Origin of the sequence: Massilia sp. R2A-15 (genome assembly GCF_030704305.1) — a bacterium.
GTDB lineage: Bacteria > Pseudomonadota > Gammaproteobacteria > Burkholderiales > Burkholderiaceae_D > JAFCUW01.
The window spans coordinates 3598648-3615324 of sequence record NZ_CP131935.1; the positions used below are offsets into that span (position 1 = coordinate 3598648).

The 16677-nt window shown below is 64.2% G+C and carries 14 protein-coding genes; 5 read left to right on the top strand and 9 right to left on the bottom strand.

Going from position 1 to position 16677, the window contains the following annotated elements; all coding sequences use genetic code 11:
- Positions 1-175: 175 nt before the first annotated feature.
- Complete coding sequence (locus Q4S45_RS16455) at positions 176-1021, top strand: endonuclease/exonuclease/phosphatase family protein (protein ID WP_305506084.1); 846 nt, start codon at positions 176-178, stop codon at positions 1019-1021.
- A 148-nt stretch (positions 1022-1169) separates the two neighbouring features.
- On the opposite strand, the gene Q4S45_RS16460 is transcribed toward Q4S45_RS16455, so the two are convergent.
- The 7 genes from Q4S45_RS16460 to plsY all read right to left on the bottom strand — a co-directional run bounded on the left by Q4S45_RS16460 (position 1170) and on the right by plsY (position 6919).
- A complete protein-coding gene (locus Q4S45_RS16460) occupies positions 1170-1976 on the bottom strand; it encodes an ABC transporter ATP-binding protein (protein WP_305506086.1) in 807 nt (268 codons plus the stop codon).
- Position 1977: 1 nt separating this feature from the next.
- On the bottom strand, positions 1978-2868 hold the full coding sequence (gene ntrB, locus Q4S45_RS16465; protein ID WP_305506088.1) for a nitrate ABC transporter permease: 891 nt from the start codon (positions 2866-2868) through the stop codon (positions 1978-1980).
- Positions 2869-2878: 10 nt separating this feature from the next.
- A complete protein-coding gene (locus Q4S45_RS16470) occupies positions 2879-4114 on the bottom strand; it encodes a CmpA/NrtA family ABC transporter substrate-binding protein (RefSeq protein WP_305506090.1) in 1236 nt (411 codons plus the stop codon).
- Positions 4115-4253: 139 nt separating this feature from the next.
- Positions 4254-4895 carry a DsbA family oxidoreductase gene (locus Q4S45_RS16475; protein ID WP_305506092.1) on the bottom strand — a complete coding sequence of 214 codons (642 nt, stop codon included), beginning with the start codon at positions 4893-4895 and terminating at the stop codon, positions 4254-4256.
- A gap of 100 nt (positions 4896-4995) precedes the next feature.
- Positions 4996-5865 carry an IS3 family transposase gene (locus Q4S45_RS16480; RefSeq protein ID WP_305512093.1) on the bottom strand — a complete coding sequence of 290 codons (870 nt, stop codon included), beginning with the start codon at positions 5863-5865 and terminating at the stop codon, positions 4996-4998.
- Entirely contained in the window at positions 5862-6173 is a 312-nt protein-coding gene (locus Q4S45_RS16485) for a transposase (protein WP_305505222.1), read from the bottom strand. The genes Q4S45_RS16480 and Q4S45_RS16485 overlap by 4 nt, the downstream gene beginning before the upstream one ends.
- A 116-nt stretch (positions 6174-6289) precedes the next feature.
- Positions 6290-6919 carry a glycerol-3-phosphate 1-O-acyltransferase PlsY gene (gene plsY, locus Q4S45_RS16490; protein WP_305506094.1) on the bottom strand — a complete coding sequence of 210 codons (630 nt, stop codon included), beginning with the start codon at positions 6917-6919 and terminating at the stop codon, positions 6290-6292.
- A 309-nt stretch (positions 6920-7228) separates the two neighbouring features.
- Between plsY and Q4S45_RS16495 the strand changes: the two genes are divergently transcribed.
- Positions 7229-8164 (top strand): hypothetical protein, encoded by a 936-nt coding sequence (locus Q4S45_RS16495; protein ID WP_305506096.1) that lies wholly within the window; start codon positions 7229-7231, stop codon positions 8162-8164.
- A gap of 22 nt (positions 8165-8186) precedes the next feature.
- Here Q4S45_RS16495 and ybaK read toward each other — a convergent pair whose 3' ends face one another.
- Positions 8187-8675 carry a Cys-tRNA(Pro) deacylase gene (gene ybaK / locus Q4S45_RS16500; RefSeq protein WP_305506098.1) on the bottom strand — a complete coding sequence of 163 codons (489 nt, stop codon included), beginning with the start codon at positions 8673-8675 and terminating at the stop codon, positions 8187-8189.
- A 38-nt stretch (positions 8676-8713) separates the two neighbouring features.
- Between ybaK and Q4S45_RS16505 the strand changes: the two genes are divergently transcribed.
- Positions 8714-9688 carry an endonuclease/exonuclease/phosphatase family protein gene (locus Q4S45_RS16505; protein ID WP_305506100.1) on the top strand — a complete coding sequence of 325 codons (975 nt, stop codon included), beginning with the start codon at positions 8714-8716 and terminating at the stop codon, positions 9686-9688.
- On the opposite strand, the gene Q4S45_RS16510 is transcribed toward Q4S45_RS16505, so the two are convergent.
- On the bottom strand, positions 9669-11825 hold the full coding sequence (locus Q4S45_RS16510) for a bifunctional diguanylate cyclase/phosphodiesterase (RefSeq protein WP_305506102.1): 2157 nt from the start codon (positions 11823-11825) through the stop codon (positions 9669-9671). The genes Q4S45_RS16505 and Q4S45_RS16510 overlap by 20 nt on opposite strands.
- Positions 11826-12210: 385 nt before the next feature.
- On the opposite strand from Q4S45_RS16510, the gene Q4S45_RS16515 reads away from it, so the two are divergent.
- Positions 12211-13434, top strand: a complete 1224-nt coding sequence (locus tag Q4S45_RS16515) for an efflux RND transporter periplasmic adaptor subunit (protein ID WP_305506104.1) — start codon at positions 12211-12213, stop codon at positions 13432-13434.
- Between the two features lie 3 nt (positions 13435-13437).
- On the top strand, positions 13438-16557 hold the full coding sequence (locus tag Q4S45_RS16520) for an efflux RND transporter permease subunit (protein WP_305506106.1): 3120 nt from the start codon (positions 13438-13440) through the stop codon (positions 16555-16557).
- The last annotated feature ends 120 nt before the right edge of the window (positions 16558-16677 follow it).

Here is a 16677-nt window from a genome sequence, read left to right on the forward strand (position 1 = left end):
GCTGGTCGGTGCAAAATGGGGTCAGGTCCGAAGGACCAGACCCCGACACGCGTTGTGTTGCGAACTTGTCTTTCCAATCAAACACTTACAAAGTGTAACGATATCCTACGGTGTTCTCGTCGCCCGCCAAAAAATGGCAAGATCTTACGGTTAAGGTCTTCCGGAGGTGCGCGCGATGCGGGTTGTAAGTTGGAATATTCACTGGGGATGCGGCAAGGATGGCCGCATCCGGATTCACGCGATCATCGACGTGCTGCGCAAGCTGAACGCCGACATCATCTGCCTGCAGGAAGTCGCGTCGAACCATCCCGAGCTTGCCGGCAGCGCCAGCGCCAACCAGTTCCGCCAACTGGCCGGCGCCTTCGGCGGCTACCACTCGGTCATCGAGCCCACCAGTGAGCTTTACCAGAACAACCTGCCGCGCCAGTTCGGCAACCTGCTGCTGTCCAAGTACCGCATGACCCAGGTGCACCGCCACCTGCTGCCTTGGCCGCCCGATCCGTCCAGCCCGGCCGGCATGCCGCGCGGCCTGATCGAAACGGTGCTCGACGCACCCGCCGGCAAATTGCGCGTGCTGACCACCCACCTCGAATACTATTCGCAGCTGCAGCGCGCCGCGCAGGTACGCCAACTCAAGTACCTGCACTGGGAAGCGTGCGAACGCGCGAAGATCTTCCAGCCCGACCCGACCCTCGATGCGCCGTTCCAGCTGGGCTTCCGGCCCGGGTCGGCGATCTTCTGCGGCGACTTCAACATGACGCCCGGCTCGCCCGAATACCAGGACATGCTGGCGCCGGGCGAAGGCGCCTCGCTGCCGCTGATCGATGCGTGGAGCGCCACGCACCCGAATGCCAAGCACGCGCCGACGGCCGGCCTGCACGGCTTCGACTGGCCCGAGAAGCCCGACACCTACGACTACTTTTTTGTCACCGACGACCTGGCGCCGCGCGTCACGTCGATGGAAGTGATGTCGGAGACGGCGGCGTCGGACCACCAGCCGATCGTGCTCGATCTCACCTGATTCCGAGCCGCGGCCCAAAGTCTGGGGTCAGGTCCGCCGGAGCGACGGGGACGCCGAGTCCCCATTTTGATTGCAGCCGCGGCCTAAAAAATGGGGTCAGGTCCGCCGGACCTGACCCCGCCTTTGTCGCCGCCGCAGGCCAAAGCCGCTACGCCGCTTGCCTCACCGGCCTCGCCTGCCGGTGATACAAGAACTCCAGCACCCGCGTCCGATACTCGATGTACAGCGGGTCATGCGCCAGCGCCACCCGGTCGCGCGGCCGGGCCAGGCGCACCTTCACGATGTCGCCGATGGTCGCCCCCGGCCCGTTCGTCATCATCACGATGCGGTCCGACAGCAGCACCGCCTCATCCACGTCGTGCGTCACCATCACAACCGTCGATCCGGTCTGCGCGACGATGCGCAGCAGCTCGTCCTGCAGGTGCGCGCGCGTGAGCGCATCGAGCGCGCCGAACGGCTCGTCCATCAGCAGCACCTTCGGCTCCATCGACAGCGCCCGCGCGATCCCCACACGCTGCTTCATCCCGCCCGAGATCTCGTTCGGCCGCTTGCTCGCCGCCGCCACCAGGCCGACCAGCGCCAGCGCGTCGAGCGTGCGCGCGCGCAGCTGCGACGTGGACTCCTTCGCCCCGAACACCCGCTCCACCGCCAGGTACACGTTCTCGAAGCAGGTCAGCCACGGCAGCAGCGAATGGTTCTGGAATACCACGCCACGTTCCGGCGACGGGCCGGCGATCTCGCGGCCGTTGCAAATCAGGGCGCCCTCGGTGGCGGTGGTCAATCCCGCGATCAGGTTCAGCAAGGTGCTCTTGCCGCAGCCCGAGTGCCCGATCAGCGTGACGAACTCGCCCTGCTCCACCGTCAGATTGATGTCGGCCAGCGCGTGGAAGCTGCCCTGCTTCGTTTCGAAGCGCATCTCCGCGTGCTGCACCTCGATGAATTTTTGCGCTCTCATGTCAGGCCTTCGCTTCTTCGTAAGTGAACGACTTCGCCAGCGCCACCAGCGCCTGCTCCAGCACCAGCCCGACCACGCCGATGACGACAATCGCGATGATGATGTGCGGGACGTTCAGGTTGTTCCACTCGTCCCAGACCCAAAAGCCGATGCCCACGCCGCCCGTCAGCATCTCGGCCGCGACGATCACCAGCCACGCGGTGCCGATCGCCAGGCGCACCCCGGTCAGCATGTGCGGCAGCACCGATGGCAGCAGGATTTTGGTGAACACCTTCCACTCCGACAGGTTCAGCACACGCGCCACGTTCAGGTAGTCCTGCGGCACGCGCTGCACGCCGGCCGCGGTGTTGATGATCATCGGCCAGATCGAGCAAATGAAGATAGCCCAGATCGCCGCCGGATGCGCCGCCTTGAACACCAGCAGGCCGATTGGCAGCCAGGCCAGCGGCGACACTGGCTTGAGCAGGCTGACGATAGGATTGAACATCCCCGCCAAAAACCTGAAGCGCCCCACCATGAAGCCAAGCGGGATGCCCACAGCGGCGGCCAGGCCGAAGCCGATCGCCACGCGCTTGAGCGAGGCGATGATGTTCCAGCCGATGCCCTGGTCGTTCGGGCCCCTGCTGTAGAACGGGTCGGAGAACAGCTTTACCGCCTCCGCCCACGTCACTGCCGGCGACGGGAAGGTGCTGTTCTTCACCGAGATGATCTGCCACACCAGCACCAGCAATGCGAGCCCCAGCACAGGCGGCAGCACCGCCAGCAAGAAGGCGCGGCTGCGCGGACGCCCGCCGATGCGCACACCCTGGTTCGCCAGGCGCTGGCTGCGCCGCGGCTTGCCAGTCGCAGCGGCCACTAACGGGGCCGCAACCGATTCGAGTACTGCGCTCATGCGATTCTCCTCAGGCCTTGATCTTGAATGAGTCGGCGTAGGCCTTGGGGTTCTTGCCGTCCCAGACTAGGCCGTCGATCAGCTTCGCGCTGCGCATCGGCGACTTCGGCACGCTCACCTTGGCCAGCGCGGCCGCCTCCTTGTACAGCGCGACCTGGTTGACCGCGGTGGCGGTGGCCAGATAGTCCGGCTCGCCCTTGAGCAGTCCCCAGCGCTTGTGCTGGGTCATGAACCACATCCCGTCCGACAGGTAGGGGAAGTTGACCGCGCCGTCGTTGTAGAACTTCATGTGGTTCGGGTCGTCCCAGGTCTTGCCCATGCCGTTCTGGTAGCGCCCGAGGATGCGCTGGTTGATCACGTCGACCGACGTGTTCACGTACGACTTGTCGGCGATGGTCTCGGCCATCTTGGTCTTGTTCGACAGCGAGGCGTCGATCCACTTGCTGGCGTCGAGGATTGCGGCGACCAGCGCGCGCGCCGTGTTCGGATGCGCCTTGACCCAGTCGGCCGTGGTGCCCAGCGTCTTTTCGGGATGATCGCGCCAGATGTCCTGGGTGGTGGCCGCGGTGACGCCGACGGAATCGACGATGGCGCGGTGGTTCCACGGCTCGCCCACGCAGAAGCCGTCCATGTTCCCGACCCGCATATTGGCCACCATCTGCGGCGGCGGCACGGTGATCACCTTGGCGTCCTTCATCGGGTTGATGCCGTAGGTCGCCAGCCAGTAGTACAGCCACATCGCGTGGGTGCCGGTCGGGAAGGTCTGGGCAAAAGAATATTCGCGCTTGTCGGCCTGCATCAGCCTGGCCAGCGACGGGCCGTCCACGCCGCCCTTGTCGGCCACCTTTTTCGCCAGCGTGATGGCCTGTCCGTTCTGGTTCAGGTTCATCAGCACGGCCATGTCCTTCTTCGGGCCGCCGATGCCCATCTGGACGCCGTACACCAGGCCGTACAGCACGTGGGCCGCGTCGAGCTCGCCGTTGACCAGCTTGTCGCGCACGCTGGCCCAGGAAGACTCCTTGCTGGGGACGATCCGGATGCCGTACTTCTTGTCGAAGCCGAGCACCGATGCCATCACCACCGACGCGCAATCGGTCAGCGGAATGAAGCCGATCTTCACTTCTTCTTTTTCGGGCTTGTCCGAGCCGGCTGCCCAGACGCCGCCGCTGGCCAGGCCAGTGAGCGTGGCGCCCCCCGCCTTGAGGATGGTGCGGCGGATGCGGCTGGTATTGGTGTTGTTGGTCATCGTTCCCTCGTTGTCATCGGCTGGTGTTACCAATGCATCAGCAATTGGCGTGCCAGCTTTGCAACGAGGGAATGTCAGGCAATGGCGCGCTTTTCAGGCACCGATGTTGTGCGGCGCACCAAAAGCGCGCTCGCTACGCTCAGGACTGGGCGGCGATGTCGCGCAGTGCGCGCTCGAACACTTCGGGCGGCTGGCCACCGGAGATCAGGTGCTTCTGGTTGATGATGATGGCCGGGACCGAATTGATGCCGGCGCGCTGGAAGAACTGCTCGGCCTCGCGCACTTCGTCGGCGAAGGTATCGGTCGCCAGGATGCGCGACGCTTCGACCGGGTCGAGGCCGACCTGTTCGGCCAGGCGTACCAGCACCTCGTGCGAACCGGGGTTCTCGCCTGCGGTGAAGTAGGCCGAGAACAGCGCCATCTTCAGGTCGCGCTGCTTGCCCTGCGCCTCGGCCCAGTGCAGCAGGCGGTGCGCGTCGAAGGTGTTGTAGATGCGGTCGCGCGAGCCAAACTCGAAGCCGAGCTGCTCGCCGCGGGCGCGGATCATTTCGCTGGTCTGGGCGCGCTGCTCGGGGCTGGCGCCGTATTTCTGGGCCAGGTGCTCGCCGATGTCCTGGCCTTCCGGCGCCATGTTCGGATTGAGCTCGAAGGGCTGGAAATGGATTTGCGCGTCGACCACGTCGCCGACATTGTCCAGCGCCTGCTCGAGCGCCTTGAGGCCGATGACGCACCAGGGGCACGACACGTCCGACACAAAATCAATCCTCATTTCCTTGCTCATGATCCATCCCTTCAGTAGATAAGGGGCGTATATGGGAGCGGAACGAGGAAATTCAAGATGGGGACAGGTCTGAGATGCACCGGTTTGGTGGACAGGTTAATTAGCAACACATGTGCTGCGCCTGGACCTGCGCCGGCGTTTTGTAGCCGAGCGATTGATGAAGTCGGATTGTATTGTAGTACACCTCAATATGATCTTTGACGGCGGCAACCGCGGCAGCGTGATCTTCATACACGAAGTGATGCGTCAACTCGTTCTTCAGGTTCGAGAAGAAGCTCTCCGCAACCGCGTTATCGTGACAGTTCCCTTTGCGGCTCATGCTCGCAATTGCGCCCTTCGACTCGAGGTAGTCGCGAAACTTCTTCGAGCCGTAAGGCGATCCCTGATCCGTGTGGCAAACGAGCCCTGGCGGCGGGCGATATCGCTCCATGGCCGCTTCGATCGTCTGCACGGCCAGGGCGGCGGTCTGGCTCGTTCCCATCGCCCAGCCAATGACAGCGTGCGTGGACAAATCCAGGAATATCGACAGATGGCTTATCCCCGTCCGCGTGGTGATTTGCGTCATGTCGCCCACCCACACGCGGTTTGGAACGGCGACCTTGAATTTCCGGTTCACCAGATTCGGGGCTGGCGGTTCTTTTTGTTGCGGTGCTGGTTTGCTTTGCAGTCGTTGGGTTCGAAGCGTCTGAATGCCGGCGCAACGTCGTAGACGTGCCACTCGATTTCGCCCGCATGGATTTTTTTCCGCGCGTAGCACCCGCCACATCTTGATGACGCCTGCAGCGCGCCGGTGTTCCGCGTCGATCTCGTGAAGCCTCGCAATCAAGGCGATGTCCGCGCTATCGCGCGGGCTCATAGGGCGACAGCGCGAGGCATGGTAGCCGCTTCGGCTTACGCCAAGTAAGCGGCACATCAGCCCGACCGGATACATCTCGGCATGCTCGCGAATGAAGGCGTACCTCAGCGCTATCGGCGCATGAAGTACGCCTCGGCTTTTTTTAGAATTTCGAGCTCCAGTGCCAGGCGAAGATTCTCCTTGCGAAGCCGAGTCAGCTCGTCTTCCTCGCCAGCTGGCGGGCGCCCAGGCGGTCGAAACGCCAAGTCCGGGCCGACCAAGTCGACCCGCTTCGCCCATTTATAAAGCTGATTTCGACGCACGCCGAGCTCTCGCGCCAGCGCCGCGGCGTTATCGCATTGCTTCAGACGTTCAACCGCTTGGAGCTTGAACTCCGGGCTAAAGACCTGGTTTTCAGATGATTTTACGAGTTTGGTATCCATGGAACGTATTGTCCCCTATTTGGATGTCCACCAAACTCGGTACATCTCAGGTCCGCAGGACCAGTCCCCGGCTTTCGGCAGCACCGGGGTCTGGTCCTGCGGACCTGACCCCATTTTCACTTCTTCTTCGGCGTCGCCGCAGCCGTTTTGCTGCCGCCGATCTTGCTTTCCTTGCCGGCGATCAGGTTCGAAATGTTCTTGCTATGGCGCCACATCAGCATCGCGCTCATGACGACCACCGCAAACAGCTTCTCGTCCACGCCGAACAGCAGGCCATAGTAGAACGGCGCGAACAGCGCGGCGATCAGCGCCGCCAGCGAGGAATAGCGGAACGCGTACGCGATCACCAGCCAGGTCACCAACGTCGCCACGCCCAGCCACGGATTGAGGCCGAACAGCACGCCCAGCGCCGTCGCCACGCCCTTGCCGCCGACGAAGCGGAAGAACACCGGCCACAGGTGGCCGATGAACACCGCCAGCGCGACCATGGCGATGCCCGCTTCGCTCACCTCATAGCGGTCGGCCAGCAGCTGCGCCAGCCACACCGCGAACCAGCCCTTGAGCGCGTCGCCGATCAGGGTAGCGATCGCGGCCTTCTTGTTTCCGCTGCGCAGCACGTTGGTGGCGCCGGGATTTTTCGAGCCGTAGGTGCGCGGATCGGACAGGCCGAACACGCGGCTCATCACCACCGCGAACGAAATCGAGCCGATCAGGTAGGCGGCAATCACAAAAATCAGGGTGTTCATTGTTTCTCTCTATTGTTATCGGTCCCGGCCTCAGGTGCCGGGCTCGTGAATATACACCATCCTCGCAGCCCCGCGAAATCGGCCGCGGCGAAGGCCGGCGTTCCATATTTACAACAATCCCATTCTCGCCCATCGCGCACAAGCTCTCCCTATGACAGTTGAGATCGAGGCGACATTCCGTCGCTAACGACCGCACAATAAGTTACCTGACATAAAAGTCATGGCGCAAAATGGAGATTGGCATTTTTGACACATTTTGCCCGTCGCCGCAAGCCGAAGGCCCATCGATTCCCCTCACCAGGAGCAGCCATGCACGCGCGTTCGAAAATGATCGTCTTCATCCCATTGAGCCTGGTCCTGGTGCTCCTTGCAACGCCCGCAAAGGCCGAGCAATACGACCTGAGTGCCCCGCGGTGCGCGTCGGGTTACCTCCACAACGCCGGCAAATGCGAAGTCGATCCCGCGGTCGCCAGATACACACGAGATCAATGCGACGCGGTAAATGGCAAGATGGATCCCGAATGCAAGCTGGCAGGGCCGGCGCCAGCACCGTACTGCCGCGCCGTGGCCGGGGGAATGAATACACTCAAAGGAGACAAGTGTATCTTCGACACAAAACCAGAGACCAGCGCCAGCGGCGACTATGTGGGTGACCACTTCAAGATCGTCGCGATGCCCGACGGAGCAAATCCGTTTCGCCTGGGGGGCAGCAATGGTCAAAGTTTGAAGGTGTTGTCGCAGAAACCCTTGGGCAAGGATGACAGGATGTTGACTGTCTACAATGAAAGCGACAGCCTTCATATCGCGCGAGAAGTAAAAGCCAGCGACCTGATCGAGTTCGGCGCCAGGCGCACAGGCTATACCTATGGCGCGCTCGCGATTCCCTACAAATACTATGCAGGCGACAAGAGCTTCGGGTCAGGCGTCGGAATCGGGCCATATGTGGGCTGGCGCCTGGGAACCCCAGGATCGGCTCACACGTTCGCGGTCGCTGCCACCATCGGCAGTGTCAAGGGCGAGGTACGCGACGCACAGGACAAGATCATCAGCACTCCAGACCTGATGGCCTATTCCATTGCTGGCGGGGTGATGTGGGACATCAGCAAGGCGCAGGGCCTCAGGCCGTTCAAGCTGGGCGTGTTCGTCGGTGTCGACTCCGTCAGCAGCGACAACGTCGTGAAGTTCAGGAACAATCGCAAGCCGTGGGTCGCCTTGCAAATTGGTTTCGACTTCACCGACAACTAGCAGCGCCGGCGCCCGCCCGTCCTCAGCTCAGGGCCACCTCGACCGCGCGCGCCTCCAGCAGGCGCGGCAGCTCCTGCGGCGATATGCCGATCAGGTAACCGCGCCGGCCGCCGTTGATGTAAATGAGCGGCAAATCGAGGATCGTTTTTTCGACATACACCGGCATTGTTTTCCGCGTGCCGAACGGGCTGGTGCCGCCAACGAGGAAGCCCGTGTGGCGGTTGGCCACTTCCGGCTTGCACGGCTCGATCTTCTTGCAGCCGACCTGGCGCGCCAGTTCCTTGGTCGATACCTTGCAGTCGCCATGCATCAGCACGATCAGGGGCTTGGCGAACTCATCCTCCATGACCAGGGTCTTCACGACCGCGTGTTCATCGACGCCAAGCTCGCGCGCCGATACCGCGGTGCCGCCCTTCTCCTCGTAGGCGTAGGGATGCTCGCTGAACGCGACCTGCTGCTTGCGCAGGAACTGGGTCGCGGGCGTTTCTGAGATGTGCTCTTTCCTGGCCATGCGTGATACGCTGTTCGTAAATTGTGGAGCTTCGTATTATGCAGCAGGAAATTCGCTTTGCCACCTTCAACCTCCTCAACCTGGCCCCGGCCGGCGCGAAGCTGTACGACAACCTCGTGCCGCACACCGAGGAAGAATTCGAGGCGAAAATCAACTGGACCGCGCGCCAGATCGACTTGCTCGACGCCGACGTGATCGGCTTCCAGGAGATCTTTTCGCAGTCGGCGCTGAAGCTGGCCCTGTCGCGCACCCGCAAGTATCGCGACGCCATCCACGTCGGCTTCGATCCCGACCCGAACGCCGAGCGCCTGACACCGAGCGTGGCGCTGGTATCGCGCCTGCCGCTGGCCTGCGCCGGCGTCGAATATCCGCACTTCCCCGACGGCGTCGCCATGCCCGCCGGCAGCCGCGACGCCGCCCGCTTCGCGCGCCCGGTCGTGCACGCCCAGGTGATCGCCTCGCCCGACGTGACGATCGACGTGGTGGTGGTACACCTGAAATCGAAGCGGCCCGACTACCGCACCGGCGACAGCAGCGAGGACGCGCAACTGTATGCGCTGGCCTGCCTGCGCTCCCTGATCCGGCGCGGCACCGAGGCGGTGGCGCTGCGCGTCCTGCTCAGCAACCTGGCGCACGAACGGCGCCGTCCGCGCGTCGTGCTGGGCGACTTCAACGACGTCGCCGACGCGGTCACCACCGGCATCGTGATCGGCGCCGGTGCCCCGCTTGGCGAGCGCCTGTTCGACGCCTGCCAGCTGCAGCGCAGCGGCGACTGCGCGCGCCACGTCGGCTTCTCCAGCATGCACGACGGCCAGTACACGACCATCGACCATATCCTGGTGTCGGAGGAATTCAACCCTGCGCTGCCGAACGCGATCGGCGAAGTGGTCGACGTGACCTATCTGAACGACCACCTGGTGCTGGGATTGCCGGAGGCGTCCGATCACGGCCAGGTGCTGGCGCGCATCCGCCTGTTCGACGTGGGCGACCGCCTCATGGACGCAGGCGCGTGAGGTCCGGGTCGCTGCTGGCCATGCTCGCGTAGAAGCCCTGGTATTCGTCGCAGCCGTGCAGCTGCAGGAAGCGCAGCTGTTCTTCCGTCTCGACGCCCTCTGCCACCACCCGCAGCTTCAGGCTGCGCGCCACCGCGATGATGGCCGGGACGATCGCCGCGTCGTCGGGCTCGCGCGTGATGTCGCCGATGAACGAGCGGTCGATCTTGAGGCGCGAGAGCCGGTAGCGCCGCAAGGTCGACAGGCTCGAACAGCCGGTGCCGAAGTCGTCCACCGTCAGCTGCACGCCGCGCCGGCTCAATGCCTCCACCGTGGCGATGGTGGCGCTGTCGCCATTCATGATCATGCCCTCGGTGACTTCCAGGTCGAGGAAGCGCGGATCGAGCCCGGAGGCGGCCAGCGCGCCATCGACGTATTCCAGCAGCTTGTGGTGGATGAACTGCACGTTCGACAGGTTCACCGCCACCGCCACCGGATAGCCCTGGTCGCGCCACGCGCGCGCCCGCGCGCAGGCCTGGTGCAGCACCCACTCGCCGATCGGCACGATCAGGCCTGACGCTTCGGCGATCGGCAGGAACTGGTCGGGCGCGAGCAGGCCGCGCTCGGGATGGCGCCAGCGGATCAGCGCCTCGACGCCGGTGGTCAGGCCGCTGGCGATGTCGATCTCGGGCTGGTATTCGAGCACGAACTCGCCGTGCTCGAGCGCGTGGCGCAGCTGGTTTTCCATCTCCACCCGTTCGACCACTTCGGCGTTCATCTCTGGGCTGAAGAACTGGTAGGCGTTGCGGCCGTTCTGCTTGGCGTGGTACATCGCCACGTCGGCGTGCTTGATCAGGGTGTCGACGTCGTCGCCGTCGCACGGGCAGATGCTGATGCCGATCGAGACCGACAGCGTGACCTCGTGCTCGCCGACGGCCATCGGCTGCGACACCGCGTGCATTACGCTGCCGGCCACGTGCGCGGCCTGCTCGGCGCCGCGGATGTCGGCCAGGATCACGACGAATTCGTCGCCGCCCTGGCGGCTCACGGTGTCGACCCCGCGCACGCAGCGCACCAGCCGCCCCGCCACTTCCTTGAGCACCAGGTCGCCCGTCTGGTGGCCATGGGTGTCGTTGATTTGCTTGAAGCGGTCGAGGTCGAGGAACATCACGGCCGCCTTGGTGTGCTGGCGCCGCGCGGTGGCAATCGCCTGCTGCAGGCGGTCGAGGAACAGTACGCGGTTCGGCAGGTCGGTCAGGAAGTCGTGCTCGGCCAGGTGGCGCGTGTGCTCCTCGACCTGCTTGCGCCCGGTGATGTCGGACAGGATCGCCATGTAGCTGGTGATGGCGCCGGCGCCGTTGCGGATCGCCGTCAGCGCCACCCGCACCGGGTACACCTCGCCGTTGGCGCGCGCGGCGAACATCTCGCCTTCCCAGTGATCGTGGTCGGCCACGTAGTCCCAGATGTGCTGGTAGAAGGCCGGCTCGTGCACGCCCGCGCGCAGGCTGGGCACATGGCGCCCGATCACCGCGGCCGGCGCAAAGCCGCTGATGTCGGAATAGGCCTGGTTGACCGCCACCACGCAGGTGGCGGCGTCGAGGATCAGGATCGCGTCGCGGCAGTTCTCGAACACCTGCGCGGCCATCGTCAGCGAGCGCTCGCTCGACTTGCGCTGGGAGATGTCGCGGATCACCGCGTAGGCCAGGCGGTCATGGTCGATCGCCACCGAGGTCAGCACCACTTCGGCCCAGAACGGCTGGCCGCCGCCGGTGCGGTACTGCCATTCGAAGCGCTGGTTGCCGTCGTCGAAGGCGCGCGCCGCCAGCTCCGCGCTGCGCTGGTCGGACTCCTCGCCGGGATGCTGCTCGGGCGGCGAGAAGTCGAGCAGGCTGCGGCCCACCATGTCGTCGCGGCTGGCGCAGTCGAACATCGACAGCGCGGCCGGGTTGGCGTCGATGATCTCGCGGCCGCGCAACATCACAATGGCGTCGGTCGAGCGCTCGAACAGCGTGCGAAAGCTGGTGCGGGCGCGCAGCCGGTCGGCGAAGTTGGGCGAGCTTTCGACCGCGGCGACGAAGCGGAACAGCAGGTCGAGCGTTGCGCAGTCCCCGCCGCCGGGAGCGCCGTCCCGCGCCGGCGCGTGCATTTCGTCGTCCACTGAACGCCCCTTGTGTTGTCCGCGTTCCATTCTGGAACAGGCATGTTATTTACCACTTGTGCGTGCGCAAACGCTGACCGGAAGTCATGGCTCAGTTCGGCGGGACGTGACACCGGTTTGTCGCCGCCGCGTGCGCAATGCGCAGGCCCGTTTCCTTCGCTCCATATGCATGTCAATTCCATTCAAGAAATTCAGCACTTCATCGGGGTTTTCTGCATTTCAGCGCGTCGAAAACGCCACCTGTCGCATTCCGATGGCAGAGCCACCGATGATTTTCTATAGTGTCAACATGCGCGAGGGGCTCCACCTCATCGACAAGGCGGAGCACAAGCGCCCCCGATTCCCCAACGCTCGAACAACAACTCCACCAGCGAAGAACCACGCCATGAAAATCGAAACCCTGCCGTTGGCGCAAGCCCAGCCCACCACCCGCCCGCGCCGCTGGAAAAAACCGGTTGCCGCCCTGCTGATCGTGTTGCTCGCCGGCGGCGGCTGGGCCTACATGCAGAAGTCGAAGGCCGGCGCCGCGCCCGCGAAGACGGCCCAGGCCGGCAATGAAAAAGGCGAGCCGAAAGTCGACGTGTATGAATTGTCGAAAGCCGACGTGGCCCAGGTCGAAGCGCGCGAACTGCGCGTGAACCTGCCGCTGTCGGGCTCGCTCGCGCCGGTGGACCAGGCCACGGTCAAGTCGAAGGTCTCGGGCGTGGTGCTGGAAACGTCGGTGCAGGAAGGCATGAACGTTGCCGCCGGCCAGGTCATCGCGCGCCTCGACGCGGCCGACCAGCGCGCCCGCGTGGCGCAGCAGCAGGCCGCGTACGACGAAGCCGCTGCGCGCCTGTCGCTGGCGAAAAAGAACAACGCCAACAGCCAGGCTTTGCTCAAGCAGAACTACATTTCACAGAATTCCTACGACACGACACAAAACAGCGTGGAGCTGGCGCAAGCGTCGCTGAACGCCGCCAAGGCGCAGCTGGACCTGGCGCGCATCGCGCTGGCCGACACCGTCATTCGCGCGCCGATGGCAGGCGTTGTCAGCAAGCGCCACGTGCAGGCCGGCGAGAAGCTGGCGCCGGACATGCCGGCGTTCACCATCGTCAACCTGCGCCAGCTGACGCTCGACGCGCAGGTGCCGGCGTCGGAAGTGCCGCGCATCAAGGTCGGCCAGGAAGTGCGCTTCAAGGTCGACGGCTTCGCGCAGCGCGATTTCGCCGGCAAGGTCGCCCGCATCAGCCCGACCGCCGAAGCCGGTTCGCGCTCGATGGTGGTGTACGTGGCCGTCGACAACAGCGACGCCGCCCTGCGCGGCGGCATGTTCGCCAAAGGCAGCATCACCACCGACAAGTCGGCCGCGTCGCCGCTGGTGCCGCTGTCCGCGCTGCGCACCGACAAGGGTCAGCAGGTGGTCTACAAGATCGAAGGCAACAAGGTGCTGGCGCAGCCCGTCACGGTGGGCATGCGCAACGAGGATGAAGGCATGGCGCAGGTCACCAGCGGCCTGGCCCAGGGCGCCAGCGTGATCGTCGCCAAGCTCGACGGCGTCAAGCCTGGCAGCAAGGTGCGCGTCGGCGTTGCGCCGGTCGCCGCGGCCACCATTCCTGCCAAGGGTTAAGCCATGTGGATCACTAAAACCAGTATTCAGAACCCGGTGTTCGCCACCATGGTGATGGTGGGCCTGATGGTGCTCGGCCTGTTCTCGTACAAGAACCTCTCGCTCGAAAGCATGCCGGACGTGGAAATCCCGTTCGCCTGGGTCGAGGTGCAATATCCGGGCGCCTCGCCCGAGCAGGTCGAGAACGACATCACGCGGCCGATGGAAGACGCGATCAACACCGTCAGCGGCATCAAGTCGATCCGCAGCAACTCATGGGAAGGCCGCGCCGGCATCCAGCTCGAGTTCCAGATGTCGACCAGCATGGACAAGGCGATGCAGGAAGTGCGCGACAACATCGCGCGCGTGCGCCCGAGCTTTCCGAAGGAGGCGAAGGAGCCGTTCATCGTCCGCGCCGAGGGCGACAATTCGCAGCCGATCGTTGAGCTGACCCTGATGTCGGACACGCGCAGTCTGCGCGAGCTGTCGACCCTGACCGAACAAGTCATCACCAAGCGCCTGCAGGGCGTGGCCGGCGTCGGCCAGGTGCGCGTCAACGGCAAGACCAACCGCCAGATCCTGGTCAACCTGAAACCCGAGCAGCTGCTGAGCCAGAACATCGGCGTGGACGAAGTGCTGCGCGCGATCCAGACCACCAACGCCAATCTCCCGGCCGGTAACATCAGCTACGGCGCCGCCGAGCGCCTGGTGCGCATCGAAGGCAAGATGAAGAGCGCCCGCGACTTCAACCGCATCATCGTCGCGCGCCGCGCCAGCGGCCCGGTCTACCTCGATCAAGTCGCCACGATCGTTGACGGCGAGCAGGAAGAAACGTCGATCTCGCGCGTCAACGGCGCCCGCGCCATCTCGCTCGAAGTGACCAAGGTGCAAGGCGCCAACACGGTCGACGTCGGCAATGGCCTCACCAAGGTCATCGCGCAGCTGCAGAAGGAACTGGGCAGCGACATCAAGCTCAAGGTCATGGAAAACCAGGCCGACCAGGTGAAAAGCCAGCTCGACAACGTCAAGGAAACCATCATCGAAGGCGCACTGCTGACGATGCTGATCGTGTTCCTGTTCCTGCACTCGTGGCGCAGCACCATCATCACCGGCCTGACTCTGCCGATCTCGGTGATGGCCAGCTTCATCGCGATGAAGTACTTCGGCTTCACGCTCAACTTCCTGACCCTGATGGCGCTGTCGCTGTGCATCGGCCTGCTGATCGACGACGCCATCGTGGTGCGCGAAAACATCGTGCGCCACCTGGCAATGGGCAAGAGCCACTTGCGCGCCGCTTACGACGGCACCAACGAAATCGGCCTGGCAGTCATGGCCACCACGTTTGCGATCGTCGCCGTGTTCGTGCCGATCGCCTTCATGAAAGGACTGATCGGCCGCTTCTTCCTGCAGTTCGGCATCACCGTCGCGGTTGCGGTGCTGGTGTCGCTGTTTGTCAGCTTCACGCTCGACCCGATGCTCTCGTCGGTGTGGCCCGATCCGGTCAAGAACCGCTTCAAGTATGTACCGTGGCTCGGCCGCATGATGGAGAAAATCGAGCACGGCATCGACCGCGTGCACGTCTGGTACGGCAAGGTGCTGGGGCTTGCGCTGCGCTGGCGCAAAGCCACCCTGGCGACCGCGCTCGCGCTGTTCGTCGGCAGCCTGGCCCTGGTGCCCTTCGTCGGCGGCGAGATGATGCCCGAGATCGACCGCGGCTACATCCAGCTGCGCTTCAAGACGCCGGTCGGCTCGAGCCTCGAGTACACGTCGCAGAAAGTCGACCAGCTGACCGCCGCGCTGAAGGATTTCGACAAGGAGATCGACAGCATCTCGACCACCGCCGGCACCTACGACGGGCGCAACGCGGCAATGATGAGCGTGAAGCTGACCGACGTGCACAAGGTCAAGCGCCGCTCGCAGAAGGAACTGGAAAAACTGATCCGCGCACGGCTGCAGTCGATTGCCGGCATCACCATGTCGGTCGGCAACCGCCCGATCTTCATCGCGATCCTGGGGCAGGACGAATCAAAGCTCGATGCGGTGGCGCACAAGCTGATGGACAAGATGCGCGCCATCAAGGGCGTCGCTGACATCGAATACAGCCAGGAAGGCGCCAATCCGGCCACCATTGTGAAGATCAACAACGAGCTGGCCAGCGACCTGGGCCTGTCGGTGCAGCAGATCGGCACCGCGCTGCGTCCCTTCGTCGCCGGCGACCAGATCAGCCGCTGGCTGGCGCCGGACGGCCAGAACTACGACGTCAACGTGCAGCTGCCGAAGACGGGCCGCCAGAAGATCGCCGACCTGGCCGAGCTGTCGGTGGCGTCGAGCAAGCGCGACGCGCAGGGCAATCCGGTGATGGTGCCGTTGCGCCAGGTGGTCGAGTTCGTGCCTTCGACCAGCCCGCAGGTGCTCAAGCGCCAGGCGCTGGAACGCCGCGTCGCGGTGTACGGCGGCATCGAAGGCCGTCCGAACGGCGACGTCCACAGCGACATCAAGAAGGCGATGAACTCGATTGCCTTGCCCGATGGCGTGCGCTTCGACGTCGGCGGCGACGCGGAGCAGATGGCCGAGACCATGTCCGGCTTCCTCGCCGCGGTGGCGATCGCGATCATCTTCATCTACCTGGTGCTGGCCTCCCAGTTCGGCAGCTTCCTGCAGCCGGTGGCGATCATGATGTCGCTGCCGCTGTCGATGATCGGCGTGCTGGTGGCGCTGCTGGTGACGGGCAGCACGCTGAACATCTTCTCGGTGATCGGCATCGTCATGCTGATGGGCCTGGTGACCAAGAACGCGATCCTGCTGGTGGACTTCACCAACCACGGCCAGCGCGAAGGCAAGCCGCAGTTTGCGGCGATTCTGGAAGCGGGCCAGGTGCGGTTGCGGCCGATCCTGATGACGACGCTGGCGATGATCTTCGGCATGCTGCCGATGGCGATCGGGCTGGGCGACGGCGGCGAACTGCAGGCGCCGATGGGACGCGCGGTGATCGGCGGTGTGATTACCTCGACCTTGCTGACGCTGGTGGTGGTGCCGGTAGCCTACTCCTACCTCGACAACCTGGGCAAGCGCGCGACGCGCTGGTTCAAGCGCGGGGAAGAGAAGCACGAGGAAGCGGCCGAGGAACTGGCCGAAGTCGCGTAACCGCCGTCGTTCCTGCGGAGGCAGGAACCCATGCTGAGCATGAGCCGCGGCAGTACGTGTTGAGTATGGGTTCCTGGCTCCGCAGGAAGTCGTTTCTGCCAGTGGCAGGAACGACAAGCC